Origin of the sequence: Ensifer adhaerens (assembly GCF_013283195.1) — a bacterium.
Lineage (GTDB): Bacteria > Pseudomonadota > Alphaproteobacteria > Rhizobiales > Rhizobiaceae > Ensifer > Ensifer adhaerens_G.
Genome location: NZ_JABEKT010000001.1, coordinates 262,696 through 278,004, shown reverse-complemented (window position 1 = coordinate 278,004; position 15,309 = coordinate 262,696). Strand labels below are relative to the sequence as shown.

Genomic DNA, 15,309 nt, shown 5'->3' with positions numbered 1-15,309 from the left:
AGTCGAAAAATTGCGCTCGGGGACTGGTCAAGTGGCAGTTCGCCATGTATAAGCGCGCCAAATTTCCGTGATTAACATCTGTTTTATACGGCCATTTCGGCTGCTGAACAGTGTTTTGCCCGATAAGTGGAGAATGAAATGGCTGTACCTAAAAGAAAAACGAGCCCGTCCAAGCGTGGCATGCGCCGTTCTGCCGACGCCCTGAAGACGCCGACCTACATCGAAGACAAGAACTCCGGTGAACTGCGTCGTCCGCACCATATCGACCTGAAGACCGGCATGTACCGTGGTCGCCAGGTTCTGACCCCGAAGGAAAGCGCATAAGCGCTGACATTGGCGGACCGAGTTAAAGGGCTGGCTTTGCCAGCCCTTTTCTTTTGCGGGGCCTGACACCGTATCGACGGAGACGTTGGGTTATAGCAATACCGATTGGTCCTGCAGCGCCGCGCGCCCGTTCAGACGGGCAAGGATCGCTGTGTCACTTTGATTTGCTGCACCATGCAGCAAGCAAGCTGGTGATCTCGGGCGTCACGAGGCGCATGGCGATCACGCATCGAAGAGGGAGCGCATTTTTCCATGCTTGCCGCCATTCCATTGCTGATCCTGCCCTTTGCCATCTACAATCTCGCCATGCTCGGCCTCTTCGGCGGCACGGCCGGGCTTGATGCCGGCGTGATGTCGCTGTCGATGCTGTCCGGCGCGACATGGGCGATGAGCTTCGGCGACCTCCTGATCGTCGTGGCCTTGCTTCTGCTTTTCGCTGAAATCCTGAAAGCGACCCGGACCGGCACGCGGGCACTGATGGACCATCTGCTGTCGATGGTGCTGTTCATCGCGTTTCTGGTCGAATTCCTACTGGTTGCGCCTGCGGCCACCCAGATCTTCTTCATCCTGATGACGATCAGCTTCATTGACGTCATCGCCGGTTTCTCCGTGTCGATGCGCACGGCCGGCCGGGATGTCTCGATCGGTCTTTGAAGTGGACTGAGGAGCGTTCACGCCGCGCATCGATGAGGATCGCGGCGTTGTCGCGACTGGCTTAGCCGAGATTGTCGAGCTTGGTCTGAAGGGCGCGCAATTGCTCCTTCAGTTCGTCGATATCCTTGGCTTCCGCCTTCTTGGTCTCCTTGACCGGAGGCGAAGCGATGAACGGCGAAAACATCTGCATCGCCTGATGGAACATCTCGGTGTTGCGGCGAACCTGTTCTTCGACCAGTTGCAGCGGGGCCTGCAGGTTCTTGCCAAGCGGCGTGTCGCCGAAGGCCTTGTTGATCTGCTCGCGCATCTGCACCTGCTGCTCGGTAAAGGCCTGCATCGAGTGCTCGAGATAGCTCGGTACGACCATCTGCATCTGGTCGCCATAGAACGAAATCAGCTGGCGCAGGAACGAGATCGGCAGCAGCGTGTTGCCTGTCTTGGATTCCTGCTCGAAGATGATCTGCGTCAGGACCGAATGGGTGATGTCTTCGCCTGATTTGGCGTCCTGTACGGTAAATTCGTCGCCCTTCTTCACCATCACTGCCAGGTCGTCGAGCGTGACGTAGGTGCTGGTCCCGGTGTTGTAGAGCCGCCGGTTCGCATATTTCTTGATTACGATCTGGCCGTCATTCTTCGCCATCAGGCTCTCCTCAATTACCCGCGGTCCGTCTTTTTCTACTTTTCAGAGTATCCGCAAACGAACACCGCTGACAATGTCTTTGTGCGATGCGACGACGCAAGTGCGAAATCTCACGGTCGGCGCGCCATGACGGTTTTGCGGCAGTGCATCAAGGCGTTTGACTTGCGCTCCGCGCTTTGCCAGTCTGCTGCCTGACCGCAAGAAAATCTGAGGAAACGTCCCCATGAGCAATCCCTCCATCGTGATCGCCAGCGCGGCCCGTACCGCCGTCGGATCCTTTAACGGTGCCTTCGGCAACACGCCGGCCCACGAGCTTGGCGCCGCCGTCATCAAGGCGGTGCTCGAACGCGCCGGCGTCGAGGCAAGCGACGTCGACGAAGTTATCCTCGGACAGGTGCTGCAGGCAGGCGAAGGCCAGAACCCGGCCCGCCAGGCCGCGATGAAGGCGGGCATTCCGCCGGAAAAAACCGCCTGGGGCATGAACCAGCTCTGCGGTTCGGGCCTGCGCGCCGTCGCGCTCGGCATGCAGCAGATCGCCAACGGCGATGCCGATATCATCATTGCCGGCGGCATGGAATCGATGTCGATGGCGCCGCACTGCTCGCACCTGCGTGGCGGCGTGAAGATGGGCGACTTCAAGATGGTCGACACGATGATCAAGGATGGCCTGACGGACGCCTTCTACGGCTACCACATGGGCATCACGGCAGAGAATGTCGCGCGCCAGTGGCAGCTCACCCGCGAGGAGCAGGACCAGTTCGCGCTCGCTTCGCAGAACAAGGCCGAGGCCGCCCAGAAGGCCGGCCGCTTCGCCGACGAGATCGTTCCCTTCGTGGTCAAGGGCCGCAAGGGCGACGTCGTCGTCGACCAGGACGAATATATCCGCCACGGCGCCACGCTCGACCAGATGACTAAGCTGCGCCCGGCCTTCGACAAGGAAGGCACGGTGACCGCCGCTAACGCGTCCGGCCTCAATGACGGTGCCGCCGCCACCCTGCTGATGACCGAGGCCGAGGCCGCCAAGCGTGGCATCAAGCCGCTCGCGCGCATCGTTTCCTGGGCAACGGCCGGCGTCGATCCGCAGGTGATGGGCACGGGCCCGATCCCGGCATCGCGCAAGGCGCTTGAGAAGGCAGGTTGGGCGATCGGCGACGTCGAACTCGTCGAAGCCAACGAAGCCTTCGCGGCCCAGGCCTGCGCAGTCAACAAGGACCTCGGCTGGGATCCGTCGATCGTCAACGTCAACGGCGGCGCGATTGCGATCGGCCATCCGATCGGCGCCTCCGGTGCCCGCGTTCTCAACACGCTGCTGTTCGAGATGAAGCGCCGCGGCGTTTCCAAGGGCCTTGCGACGCTCTGCATCGGCGGCGGCATGGGTGTTGCCATGTGCGTCGAGCGCCTCTGACCGGCCGCCGCATGCGTCATGTCAGCGGATTGATCCTTTCAGTCCTGTTCGTCGCCTCTTCGACGGGTCATGCGTTTGCGGCGTCCTCGCCGTTCGACCAGGAAAAGGTGGTTCAGTGCATGCTGGACCACACGACGGCCGACGACGAAACCGTGTTCAAGAACCTGCTGGTCGCGGCGCTCAACGACGACACCGGCGGCGTCAAATCTAATATCGTGCAGGTGAGCAGCCTGTTGATGAACCTCGCGCTGACCAAGTGCGAGGTCGCAATGTCCATGATTGCCGACCCGCAGTTTCAGGCCGCAGCCGCGACCTACGGGCAGCATCTGGGCGAAAAATTGATGAAGAAGGCCTTTGATAAACTGAATTAATCACGTGGGAGGCAAGCATGAGCAGGGTAGCATTGGTTACGGGCGGGTCACGCGGCATTGGCGCTGCGATTTCCATAGCGCTGAAGAATGCAGGGTATAAGGTTGCTGCCAACTACGCCGGCAATGACGAGAAGGCAGAGGCCTTCAAGGCGGAAACCGGCATCCCGGTCTACAAATGGGATGTCTCCAACTATCAGTCCTGCGTCGAAGGCATCGCGAAGGTCGAAGCCGACCTCGGACCGGTCGAGGTGCTCGTCAACAACGCCGGCATCACCCGAGACGCCATGTTCCACAAAATGACGCCGGAGCAATGGGGCGAGGTGGTCAACACCAACCTCACCGGCCTTTTCAATATGACCCACCCGGTCTGGACGGGCATGCGGGACCGCAGCTTCGGGCGCGTGATCAACATTTCGTCGATCAACGGCCAGAAGGGCCAGATGGGACAGGCGAACTATTCGGCCGCCAAGGCCGGCGATCTTGGCTTTACCAAGGCGCTCTCCCAGGAAGGCGCTGCCAAGGGCATCACCGTCAACGCGATCTGCCCGGGTTACATCGGCACGGAGATGGTGCGGGCGATACCGGAAAAGGTCCTCAACGAACGGATCATTCCGCAGATCCCGGTCGGACGCCTCGGCGAGCCGGAGGAAATCGCTCGCTGCGTGGTTTTCCTCGCATCCGACGATGCCGGTTTCATCACCGGCTCGACGATCTCTGCTAACGGCGGTCAGTTTTTCGTCTGATCCGCACGATCGCTCACAGTTTCGACGGCGCTCCCAAGGGAGCGCCGTTTTGTTTTTCAACGGTTACCGCAGGCGACGTTGGAAGGTTAACGGCACACAGGAATTCCATCCGAGATCGGGAGAAAATTGGTCCTGGGCCTGTTACTCGCCATGGCACTGGATACTATATCTTGTGGAGAACAAAAATCGAACGTTGGGATGTCAGCGATTCGTCTCCGATTCGTTCCGGCTTTGGTCGATGTGTTAACGCAGCGATTCCCATTCCCCGATTCCGATGAATCAGCGAGATTCTTCGGTTAAAATTTCCTAAACTTTCCAGAGTCTTGGATTCCGAATCCTTTGCCCCTCTTAACGCTTCGGCAATAGAGATTAACGCCTGCCACACGCTCGGCACACCCCGTTGGCGAAGTGATTCAGCATCTGGTGCGACATTGGCAGTTGAAATCTATATGTAGCCGTGAACATACAGTGAATCGACTGGAGTCAGCGATTCGTCGCCGATTCGTTCCATGGCTGTTCCAGACCTTAATTTCGCACGTCCAGATATGGTGGTGCGGACTGGTTCGGATTTGTCTGGAAATGGTTTTAGTTGTCGGCGCCCCTTGCGTTTGCTGCGGTGCGTGGGCATGTGTTTGCCGCCGGCGCGTAAAGGCGCCTCTTATGTTTCTGAATGCCCGGGATCGATGACGTGTCCGTTCACCCCATGATCCTGAGCGGCCGCGGTGTCACCGCGGTGCTCGGGCCAACCAATACCGGCAAGACGCATTATGCGATCGAGCGCATGATCGCGCACGACAGCGGCGTCATCGGGCTGCCGCTGCGCCTTCTGGCGCGCGAGGTCTATACGCGCCTGGTCGAAAAGGTCGGTCATCACAACGTCGCGCTGATCACCGGTGAGGAAAAGATCACCCCGCACCGTGCCCGCTATTCGGTCTGCACCGTCGAGGCGATGCCGCGCGAGACGACGGCATCTTTCGTCGCGATCGATGAAGTGCAGCTTGCCGGCGATCTCGAGCGTGGCCACATCTTCACCGACCGGTTGCTCTATCTGCGCGGCCGCGGCGAGACGTTGCTGCTCGGGGCTGCAACGATGCGGCCGATCCTCGAGCAGCTGTTGCCGGGCATCACCGTCGTCGAGCGCCCGCGCATGTCGCAGCTGCTCTATGCCGGATCGAAGAAGATCACCCGCCTACCGCCTCGCACTGCGATCGTCGCCTTCTCGGCCGACGAGGTCTATGCGATCGCCGAGCTGATCCGCCGCCAGCGCGGCGGTGCTGCCGTCGTGCTCGGGGCGCTGTCGCCGCGCACGCGCAACGCCCAGGTCGCGCTCTACCAGGAAGGCGACGTCGAATTTCTGGTGGCGACAGACGCGATCGGCATGGGCCTGAACCTCGATGTGGACCATGTCGCCTTTGCGCAGGACCGCAAGTTCGACGGCTACCAGTTCCGAAACCTCAATCCGGCCGAGCTGGCGCAGATCGCCGGACGCGCCGGGCGGCATCTGCGCGACGGTACCTTTGGCGTCACCGGCCGAGTCGATCCGTTCGACAACGAACTGGTGCACCGCATCGAGGCGCATGAATTCGATCCGCTCAAGGTGCTGCAGTGGCGCACCAAGGCATTCGACTATGCGTCGCTCGCCGCCCTGAAGCGTAGCCTCGATGCCGCGCCGACAATTCCTGGGCTTGCGCGCGCACTACCTGCGGTGGATCAGCAGGCGCTCGAACATTTGTCTCGCTATCCCGAAGTGGCGGATCTCGCGACCACGCCGGACCGGGTCGAGAAATTGTGGGAAGTCTGCGCATTGCCGGATTATCGCCGCATTACACCGGCTCAACACGCCGATCTGATCTCGACGATCTATGCCGATCTCGTTCGTCGCGGTACCGTGAACGAGAATTTCATGGCCGAACAGGTCAGGCGGGCGGATTTTACCGATGGCGAGATCGACACACTTTCGGCGCGAATCGCGCAGATCAGAACCTGGACTTATGTGTCGAACCGGCCCGGTTGGCTTGCCGATCCGACACACTGGCAAGAAAAGACGCGGGAAATTGAAGATCGATTGTCCGACGCACTACATGAACGGTTGACGAAACGCTTTGTTGATCGCAGGACATCTGTGCTCATGAAGCGCCTGAGAGAGAATGCTATGCTGGAAGCTGAAATCAGTGTGAATGGTGACGTCTTCGTTGAAGGCCATCACGTAGGACAACTAACCGGTTTCCGGTTTACGCTGGCGACCGGCGGAGACGGACCGGACGCCAAGGCTGTGCAGGGTGCTGCGCAGAAGGCGCTGGCGCTCGAGTTCGAAGCGCGTGCGGCGCGTCTGCACGCCTCCGGCAATGGCGACCTTGCGCTGTCGTCCGACGGCCTCGTGCGTTGGCTCGGAGATCCCGTGGCCCGGCTGACCGCCAGCGACCACGTCATGCGTCCGCGCGTCATCCTGCTTGCTGACGAGCAGCTGCAGGCCAATGCGCGCGAGCATGTCGTCGCCCGTATCGAGCGCTTCGTGAACCATCATATCGGCACCGTGCTGAAGCCGCTCGACGATATCTCGCGCGCCGAGGATCTCGAGGGCCTTGCCAAGGGCCTGGCCTTCCAGCTCGTCGAAAATCTCGGTGTGCTGTTCCGTCGCGACGTCGCCGAGGATGTGAAGTCGCTGGACCAGGACGGCCGCGCTTCGATCCGCAAGTACGGTGTCCGCTTCGGCGCCTACCACATCTTCCTGCCCGCTCTGTTGAAGCCGGCTCCGGCCGAGCTGATCACCCTGCTCTGGGCGTTGAAGAATGACGGCCTCGACAAGGCGGGCTACGGCGACCTGATTCCGATGCTGGCTGCCGGTCGCACGTCTGTTGTCACCGATCCCTCGTTCGAGCGGACCTTCTACAAGCTCGCGGGTTTCCGTTTCCTCGGCAAACGTGCCGTTCGCATCGATATCCTCGAGCGTCTGGCTGATCTCATCCGTCCGTTGCTGCAGTGGAAGCCGGGTGCGCAGCCGCGTCCGGAAGGGGCCTATGACGGACGCCGCTTTACCGCGACCACCTCGATGCTCTCCATTCTCGGCGCAACGCCTGACGATATGGAAGAAATCCTCAAGGGTCTTGGCTACCGTGCAGACAGCGTGAAGGCCGAAGACGCAGCCGCGTTCCTGGCAAGCCAGGGCGGCGCTGTCGCCGCTCAGGCAGAGCCTGCTGCCGAAGTGGCTGCCGATCACGACGATGCGGATGCAAGCGCCGACGCCGAGCCGGCGGCCGAAGCTGAGGCATCAGCCTCTGCCGAGCCTGCGGCCGTCGAAGGCGAAGCGGTCGCTGTTCAGGCGCCCGCGGAAGACGGGGCCGAGGCTATCGAAGCCAAGCCGGTCCTCCTCTGGCGTCCAGGCACCCGCCAGGACAACCAGCGTCAAGGTGGCCGTCCTCAGGGCGATCAGCGCCGTGGTGGCGGTCCGCGCCAGGGCCAAGGCCAAAGCGAAGGACGTGAAGGACGCGAAGGCGGCGGCCGCAAGGGCGGTGCACCCGCCCGCGGCAAGCGCCACGACGGCAAGCCCGAGGGTGGCCAGCGGCAGGATCGCCACGATCGTCACGATCGCGGCGGCAAGCCCAACGCTGCGAAGTTCGAAGCCCGCCCGCCACGCAAGGAGAAGCCGATCGATCCGGATTCGCCCTTTGCCAAGCTTGCTGCTCTCAAGGAGCAGATGAAGAAGTAGGATCGCCATGGAGAAACAGTCAGCGTCCAACCCGGCATCACGCCAGCGTCTCGACAAATGGCTGTTCTTCACGCGCCTCGTGAAGTCCCGCTCGCTCGCCCAGAAGGCGATCGAGGCGGGGCATGTCACCGTCAATGACGAACGGGTCAAGCAATCCTCCGCCCAGGTGAAGGCGGGCGATATGCTGACCCTGTCTCTCGAGCGCCGCGACGTGATCGTGCGCGTGCTTCTGCCCGGCGAGCGCCGCGGTCCTTACGAGGAGGCGCGGTTGCTCTACGAGGACCTGACACCGAACGAGCCGCGGGAAAAGCTGTCGGCTTTCGACCTGGCGACGCGCGAGCCTGGGGCCGGGCGCCCCACCAAGAAAGAGCGGCGTGAAATCGACCGGCTGAAGCCTGGTTTCAATCCGCTCGACGATTAGAAAACTCTGCCTTCAGCGCGGCGTTTCGCGCATTGAATATTCTTGCAAAGGGTCCATAAAGCCTTTACCTGACAACCCACGTTGGGTGCATCGGTCCTGCTTCGGCAGCTATGCGCGCCGGACATTCCTAGCATGCGCGGACACGAGCATCACCATTGATTGCGGTCTGCCATCAAACGTGAGCATTGGCTGGAGTACCTCATGACGTATGTCGTGACCGACAATTGCATTCGCTGCAAGTACATGGATTGCGTTGAAGTCTGCCCCGTGGACTGCTTCTACGAAGGCGAGAATTTTCTCGTCATTCACCCCGACGAATGCATCGATTGTGGCGTCTGCGAGCCGGAATGTCCCGCCGAGGCCATCAAGCCGGATACCGAGCCGGGCCTTGATATGTGGTTGAAAGTGAACGCTGATTTTGCCACCAAGTGGCCGAACGTCACCATCAAGCGCGATGCGATGCCGGAAGCCAAGGAAATGGACGGGGTCGAGGGGAAGTACGAGAAGTACTTCTCTGCCGAACCCGGCCAGGGCGACTGAGGCGTCCGGTTCCGGCCCGCTGATCGGGCGTGACGGAACCAAGACGGCCCCGGCGTCAAATCTGGGGAAAATCACACTCCGCCCTCGCAGATGCGAGAATGGCGGCTTGATGGCTGCCCTGCAGCAAATTATTGATTTCCGCAGTTTTTTGTGATAGGGTCCTTCTACTGATCCACACAGGGTGTTTTTGCGCGCCCGAAAACCTCACGAAAGCAAACGTTCTCCACACCGCGGCTTTTCTAGATACGCACCGTTGCGTTTCTCTTTTGTGACCGCGTTTGATGGGATTGTTTGCGTTCTTGGACGGACCAGGATGGACCCACCCGGCGGTATCCCCGTCTATCCCGGGCCTCACTGACCCGGCCCCGGCCAACAATGGCCGGGTGCGAAACAGGGAGTTTTTGAAACGAATGACGACCCAGCAGAAAAAATCTTCGACACGCCACGGCTTCAAGACCGGTGAATCGATTGTCTATCCGGCCCATGGCGTCGGACAGATTGTTGCTATCGAGGAGCAGGAAGTTGCCGGCATGAAGCTTGAGCTTTTTGTCATCGATTTCGAAAAGGACAAGATGCGCCTGAAGGTGCCGGTCGCAAAGGCCGTCAGCATCGGCATGCGCAAGCTCTCGGAGACCGATTTCGTCGATCGCGCGTTGAAGGTAGTGCAGGGCAAGGCTCGCGTGAAGCGGACCATGTGGTCGCGCCGCGCACAGGAATACGATGCCAAGATCAATTCCGGCGATCTGATCTCGATCGCAGAGGTCGTGCGCGACCTCTACCGCGCAGAAAACCAGCCGGAACAGTCCTATTCCGAACGCCAGCTCTATGAAGCTGCGCTCGACCGCATGGCGCGCGAAATCGCGGCCGTGAACAAGATGTCGGAGACCGAGGCGGTTCGCCTCGTCGAAGCCAATCTTAACAAGGGTCCGAAGCGGGGCAAGGCGATCGAAGAAGACGACGCACAGGACGAGGCAGCTTAAAGAGCGCCAGTCCTTCCCACCACGACAAGAAAAAGCCCGGCCATCGCGCCGGGCTTTTTCGTTCTCAGCGTTATCGCTCGCAGCTTTCTCGTCCGGGCGAGGGAACTTTTTCCGCCGCCGCGCATTTACTAAAGCCGGCAGGGATGCGCCGCCTTCCTGCCGGGGCGATCTGGGTCCTGTGATCTTTTGTCAGAATTCAGCTTCGTAGTTTGGAAGTAGGGCGCCTCACCGTTTCTTCAAGTTTCGGTGTCGCCGCATACGCCGGCGCCGGTAGGGTTTGCCCGTCCGGCCCTTGGACTTCACCCGCAAGCGGCGTCCAGGCGCCCGCCATGGAGCGATCGATGAGGACTCTCACAGCAGACAGGCGCATGATCAAGATTGCGATGGAGGCACCTTATCTCGAGCGTGAAGAAGAGCACGCCCTGGCAAAGGCCTGGCGCAACGATCATGATCAGGACGCCCGCAACAAGATCGCCATGTCGCATATGCGGCTGGTCATCTCCATGGCGGCAAAATTCCGCAATTTCGGCCTGCCGATGGGCGACCTCGTCCAGGAGGGGCATATAGGCCTGCTCGAAGCCGCAGCGCGCTTCGAACCCAGCCGCGAAGTCCGCTTCTCCACCTACGCCACCTGGTGGATTCGCGCCTCGATGCAGGACTACGTGCTGCGCAACTGGTCAATCGTTCGCGGCGGCACCAGTTCGGCGCAAAAGGCACTGTTCTTCAATCTTCGCAGGCTGCGCGCGCGGCTGGCGCAAGGGGATCGTCAGCTGACATCGCAGGCGATGCATGAGGAAATCGCCGTGGCACTCGGCGTCAGTATCGCCGACGTGCAGACCATGGATGCCCGCCTGTCCGGCAGCGACACGTCGCTGCAGGCGCCCGTCGGCGGCCCGGATTCCGATGGCGGAGAGCGCCTCGACTTTCTTGCAAGCGATGCGCCCCTGCCTGACGAACAGGTGAGCGAGATGATCGACGGCGAGCGTGCCCGCATCTGGCTCCATGACGCCATGGGTGCGCTGACCGAGCGCGAAATGAGGATTATTCGCGCGCGGCGCCTGTCGGAAGAGGGGGCCACGTTGGAAGAGCTCGGTCTCGATCTCGGCATCTCCAAGGAGCGGGTCCGCCAGATCGAGACGCGGGCACTCGAGAAGCTGCGGGCGGCACTGGCAACCAAAGCCCCGGCGCTGACATCGGTCGTGCATTGAGGCATTTCCGGAAGTTTCCAGGCGGCCCTCCGTCAGCGACGGATGGCGCATGCGAGGCAAGGCTCGTGATTGCGGCTGGACGCGAACGCGAAACGGCAGTGTGCGCAGCTCAGCATCTTCACGGCAAAGACACGGGACGGCGTCGAACCTGAGATGGGTGCGGCGCCGTCTGCGTCTATTCGGAAATGATCTTGACCCGATCGCCCGGCTTGATCGTCGAGGTGACCTGCATGGCGTTGATCAGCCGGAACAGATCGAGCTTGCGGTCGGTGCCCATCATCCGGGCGGCCAGGGTGGCGATCGTTTCTCCGGGCTTGACCACGGCGACGCGGATACGCAGCGGCTTCAGCGACTGGGCTTCAGCCGGGGTCATCTTGCGGAACGAGGTGCGCAGCTGGTTGGCTGTCGGCTCCAGCGCGCGCGATCCCTTCGGAACGGCGGTCAGGAAGCGGTAGATGCGATTGTCGATGCGGACCACGGTCACGTCGAAATCCCAGCGATCGGCGGACGCGCGCGCGGTTGCGGCCTCAAGGCCGTTGACGCTGATCGGGCGGATGGTTTCGGGCTGCAGGCCCGTTACCCAACCGCTGGCGATGTAGTCCGTCAGGCTCTTGCGGGCCGTGTCGGCAATGCCGTCGAACCGGACCGCCACGTCGCCGGGGCCCGTTGCCAGGACAGCCTCCGCCTTGTTGTCGATCTGGAAGCCGGCCGGCACATCGAAGCGGATGCCGAGCTGCCCGTGCATGAAAGTCTGGCCGCGGACATAGCCCTCCTGCGGGCTGTCGCCATAAAGCAGTCCGTCAATGCCGGCCAGGTAATAATCGCGCCCGCGGTCACCGCTGGTGCCCTCGGCGCCAAAGGCGCGCGCGTGTCGGCGCGCGAGATCGACGCGCTGCGGCGCATTCGGGTGGCTCGAGAGGAAGTCGAGGCTCTGGTCGGCTTCCGGATCAACGGCGGAGAAGCGGCTGTACGCGGCCATCGAATCGAGGAAGCGCGCTGCCGCATAGGGGTCGTAGCCCGCCTCTCCGAGCATGCGCACGCCGATGACGTCGGCCTGGAGCTCCTGGTTGCGGGAGAAGGCGGCCAGCCGCAGTTTGCCCCGTGCCAGCGCCTGCTTGCCGGCGAGATCCGAGGACAGCACTTCGGAGACGACGCGGCTGGCGATGACCTCCGCCTCCTCGCGTTGCTGGCGCTCGATGCCGTGATTGGCGGTGACGTGTGCCATTTCATGCGACAGCACGGCTGCAACTTCGGACGCGTCATTGGCGAGCGCTAGCAGGCCGCGGGTGACGTAGAGATAGCCACCGGGCAGCGCAAAGGCGTTGATCGCCGGGGAATTGAGAATAGTGATGCGGTAGGACTGCTGCGGATTTTCCGAAACGGCCGTCAGCGCGCCGGCGATGCGGGCGACCAGCCGCTCCGTCTTTGCATCCTTGTACTCTCCGCCGTAGCTGGCGACGATGCGCGGGTGTTCGCGCGCGCCGAGCTGGGCACGGGGGTCGTTCTTCTGGACTTCGTCGACGATCTGCGGATTGGAGGACGGCGATACGGTCGGCTCGTAAGTCTGCTCGATCACTGACTGGCAGGCGGAAAGCAGCGTTGTCGCGAGCAATGCAACCACAGCACGTGTCCGGAGGCCTCCGCGCTTGGGCGGGAACCGGTCGTTTCTGACTGTATGACTTTCCATGCCTCAGCCCGTTTCCCGTCCAACGCCACTCCACCCTGGGAACTCTGTGGCGTTGAAAGTCTTACTTTTTCAGCCGGATAGGTCCGCTCCGGCACGCGTATTCCAGCCCAGGTCTTGCTGTATCCATTTCAGCGCCACCTGCCTAGTTTACCCCCACAGAAATAGTTGCCCCGTGGTATCACGGCAACGGATACGCGAATATTCGTGCCTCGTGCGCCGGATAATCCGCGCGTCGCATGGCGCGACGGTCAAATTGTGGCGAAGTGCCTCGTACGGCACGATTCTAAGCCGCATTACTCGTTGCCGAGAAAGCGGTTGATCGCCGCCATGTCGCGACGCTCGAGGAAGCGTTCGACCGGATCATGGGCGATGATACGCCCCTGGTCCAGAAAAAGCACGCTATCGGCCAGCGCCCTCACGTCATCGGGATGGTGCGTGATCATCAGGATCGTATTGTTCTCCTGGCGATGCAGGTCTCGCAGCAGCGCCCGCATGCCGGCCCTCATGCCGGGATCAAGAGCGGCAAACGGCTCGTCCAGCAGCAACAGCGGGCGATGTCGCACCAGGGCGCGGGCCAGCGCCACACGCTGACGTTCGCCGCCGGACAGTGTCGGCGGCAGCCGCTTGCCGAAACCGTCGAGCCCGACGCGGCCAAGGGCATCATCTATCCGCGCCCGATCACCCGCGGAAAGGCGAAGCGAGGGGCTGATGCCGAAACCGACATTGGTGGCGATGTCGAGATGTGCAAACAGGTTGTTGTCCTGGAAGATAACGGATACCGGCCTTTCCGACGGTGCCTGTCCCGACATCGTCTTGCCTTGAATGCGAACCTCGCCCCGATCCGGCTCCTCGAAGCCGGCGATGACGTGAAAGAGCGTCGACTTTCCGGACCCGGATGCGCCGGCGACCGCGACGATGCCGCCGGGCGCAATGGCGCAGTCGAAGTGAAGCGCCGTTGTGTCGTAGAGGATATCGACGCCGACGAGCTCGACCGCGCTTCCCGGGTTCATGTGTTACGTCCTTCCGGCACACGCCTGTCGCCGGCCGTGCCGAGCATGGTGAAGATCAGGCAGAGCAAGCCGAGGAATAGCGCCAGTCCGGCTGCATCCGCTGTGCGATAGCTGCCCATCCGGCTATAGAGCAGCCATGGCAGCGTGATCATGTCCTGCGAGCCGAACAGCGCCACGGCGCCAAGGTCGCCGAGGGATAGCGCCATGGCGAAGGAAAAGGCCATCAGCAATGGTTTCTTCAGCGGCGGCAGATCGATCCATCGCAGGCGATGGAGGCCGCGGATGCCGAGGCTTGCGGTCAGCCTGTCGGTGCGTGCCGCATGGGTTGCCATCGCCGGGGCCAGGATCCGATGGACGAAGGGCAACGCCATCAAGCCATTGATGGCAACAACGATGGCGGGGGCAAAACGGGCGACATCGCCGAAGGGGCGCAGAAGCAGGAACCAGCCCGCTCCAAGCACGACCGGCGGCACGAGCAGAACCAGGGAGGTGCTGGCCGTGACTGCGCCTGCAAAAAACCTTGCCAAGGTGGGTGCGTGGCGACCCGCCGTGACGGTACCAGCGGCCCGGATCATTGCAGCGGCGATACCGACACAAAGCAACGCTGAGCCGACAGCAATGGCGATGCTGGTGATGAGGGCGCGATGCACGGTCGGATCGCCCGCCAGCTTCGCCAGGTCGGCGCGCAGGCCGGAACCGACAACGGCGGTCAGTGGCGCACCAATGAAGACGAGCGCGAACAGGATCCAGCCGGTATCGGACAGGCGGGAGAGGCCGGTGTCTGCATCGTACCGCATTGACGCTCGACCGCCGGTGACGCTTTGCGCCGGCTCCGTCGCGACACGGGCGAGGACCAGGAGCAGCGCGCCGGTCATGACAATCTGCAGGGCAGAGAGTGCAATCGCCCTCTGAGGATCGAAGTCGAAGCGTAGCGCCTGATAGATTGCCACCTCGATGGTGCTGGCGGCCGGCCCGCCACCGAGCGTCAGCACCAGCGTGAAGCTGGTGGCGCAAAGCATGAAAACAAGGCCGGCGGCACCTGGCAGCAATCCGCGCAGGATCGGCCACTCGACAAAGCGGAAGAGTGCGGCGGGCGGCATGCCGAGATTGGCGGCGGTTCTCCAGTATTCCGAGGGGATGCGCTCCAGCCCGGCAAGGAAGAGGCGTGCGACCAGCGGCATGTTGAAGAAGACGTGAGCAAGCAGGATGCCGAAGAGGCCGTAGATGCTGACAGGCTGTTGAAGCCCGAGCCCGGCCAGAGCCGTATTGAGTACACCCTGCCGGCCCCAGATCTCGATTAAGCCCAGGGCGCCGACCAGAACAGGAAGGCCGAGCGGCAGGGCCATGAGCCGCAGCACCCAGACGCGGCCGGGAAAACGCGCCCGACGCGCCAGTGCGCGGGCGATCGGAATGGCGAGCAGAACCGAGAGCAGCGTCGAAAGGCTCGCCTGCAGCAATGTGAAGCGCGTGACCCGCCAGATATAGGCATCGAACAGCACGCCATTGCCGAAGCCGCCGGCCTGGAACAGAAGCGCTGCGACCGCCAGACAGACGAACAGAAGGATGCCGCCGAGACTTAAAGTCCCGGCGGTGATCGTGATCCTGTTTTCGGCAGGCGCA

14 protein-coding genes are annotated in these 15,309 nt (G+C 62.1%); 10 read left to right on the top strand and 4 right to left on the bottom strand.

Annotated elements, in window-relative coordinates:
• Window positions 1-138 precede the first annotated feature (138 nt).
• Complete coding sequence (gene rpmF, locus LPJGGPFB_RS01340) at window positions 139-324, top strand: 50S ribosomal protein L32 (protein ID WP_025425225.1); 186 nt, start codon at window positions 139-141, stop codon at window positions 322-324.
• Between the two features lie 252 nt (window positions 325-576).
• A complete protein-coding gene (locus LPJGGPFB_RS01335) occupies window positions 577-978 on the top strand; it encodes a hypothetical protein (RefSeq protein WP_173418388.1) in 402 nt (133 codons plus the stop codon).
• Window positions 979-1,039: 61 nt separating this feature from the next.
• Here the strand turns inward: LPJGGPFB_RS01335 and phaR are convergent, their stop codons facing one another.
• Window positions 1,040-1,618: a polyhydroxyalkanoate synthesis repressor PhaR gene (phaR, locus tag LPJGGPFB_RS01330; protein ID WP_077500885.1), complete on the bottom strand. Its 579-nt coding sequence runs from the start codon at window positions 1,616-1,618 to the stop codon at window positions 1,040-1,042.
• 223 nt (window positions 1,619-1,841) lie between these two features.
• Between phaR and LPJGGPFB_RS01325 the strand changes: the two genes are divergently transcribed.
• The 8 genes from LPJGGPFB_RS01325 to LPJGGPFB_RS01290 all read left to right on the top strand — a co-directional run bounded on the left by LPJGGPFB_RS01325 (window position 1,842) and on the right by LPJGGPFB_RS01290 (window position 10,992).
• Entirely contained in the window at window positions 1,842-3,023 is a 1,182-nt protein-coding gene (locus LPJGGPFB_RS01325; protein ID WP_173418387.1) for an acetyl-CoA C-acetyltransferase, read from the top strand.
• Window positions 3,024-3,034: 11 nt separating this feature from the next.
• Window positions 3,035-3,394: a hypothetical protein gene (locus tag LPJGGPFB_RS01320; RefSeq protein ID WP_173418386.1), complete on the top strand. Its 360-nt coding sequence runs from the start codon at window positions 3,035-3,037 to the stop codon at window positions 3,392-3,394.
• 17 nt (window positions 3,395-3,411) lie between these two features.
• Window positions 3,412-4,137 carry a beta-ketoacyl-ACP reductase gene (gene phbB, locus LPJGGPFB_RS01315; RefSeq protein ID WP_173418385.1) on the top strand — a complete coding sequence of 242 codons (726 nt, stop codon included), beginning with the start codon at window positions 3,412-3,414 and terminating at the stop codon, window positions 4,135-4,137.
• 703 nt (window positions 4,138-4,840) lie between these two features.
• Window positions 4,841-7,843, top strand: a complete 3,003-nt coding sequence (locus tag LPJGGPFB_RS01310) for a helicase-related protein (protein ID WP_173420917.1) — start codon at window positions 4,841-4,843, stop codon at window positions 7,841-7,843.
• Window positions 7,844-7,850: 7 nt separating this feature from the next.
• Entirely contained in the window at window positions 7,851-8,264 is a 414-nt protein-coding gene (locus LPJGGPFB_RS01305; RefSeq protein ID WP_173418384.1) for an RNA-binding S4 domain-containing protein, read from the top strand.
• A 201-nt stretch (window positions 8,265-8,465) separates the two neighbouring features.
• Window positions 8,466-8,804 (top strand): ferredoxin FdxA, encoded by a 339-nt coding sequence (fdxA, locus tag LPJGGPFB_RS01300; protein ID WP_025425217.1) that lies wholly within the window; start codon window positions 8,466-8,468, stop codon window positions 8,802-8,804.
• 410 nt (window positions 8,805-9,214) lie between these two features.
• Window positions 9,215-9,784 (top strand): CarD family transcriptional regulator, encoded by a 570-nt coding sequence (locus LPJGGPFB_RS01295; protein ID WP_025425216.1) that lies wholly within the window; start codon window positions 9,215-9,217, stop codon window positions 9,782-9,784.
• Window positions 9,785-10,125: 341 nt separating this feature from the next.
• Complete coding sequence (locus tag LPJGGPFB_RS01290) at window positions 10,126-10,992, top strand: RNA polymerase factor sigma-32 (protein ID WP_173418383.1); 867 nt, start codon at window positions 10,126-10,128, stop codon at window positions 10,990-10,992.
• A gap of 175 nt (window positions 10,993-11,167) precedes the next feature.
• Here the strand turns inward: LPJGGPFB_RS01290 and LPJGGPFB_RS01285 are convergent, their stop codons facing one another.
• The 3 genes from LPJGGPFB_RS01285 to thiP all read right to left on the bottom strand — a co-directional run bounded on the left by LPJGGPFB_RS01285 (window position 11,168) and on the right by thiP (window position 15,290).
• Window positions 11,168-12,679, bottom strand: a complete 1,512-nt coding sequence (locus tag LPJGGPFB_RS01285; protein WP_173418382.1) for a M48 family metalloprotease — start codon at window positions 12,677-12,679, stop codon at window positions 11,168-11,170.
• Between the two features lie 293 nt (window positions 12,680-12,972).
• Window positions 12,973-13,689, bottom strand: coding sequence for a thiamine ABC transporter ATP-binding protein (locus LPJGGPFB_RS01280; protein WP_173418381.1), 717 nt, complete (start codon window positions 13,687-13,689; stop codon window positions 12,973-12,975).
• On the bottom strand, window positions 13,686-15,290 hold the full coding sequence (thiP, locus tag LPJGGPFB_RS01275; RefSeq protein ID WP_173420916.1) for a thiamine/thiamine pyrophosphate ABC transporter permease ThiP: 1,605 nt from the start codon (window positions 15,288-15,290) through the stop codon (window positions 13,686-13,688). Before thiP ends, LPJGGPFB_RS01280 begins: the two co-directional genes overlap by 4 nt.
• Between the last annotated feature and the right edge of the window lie 19 nt (window positions 15,291-15,309).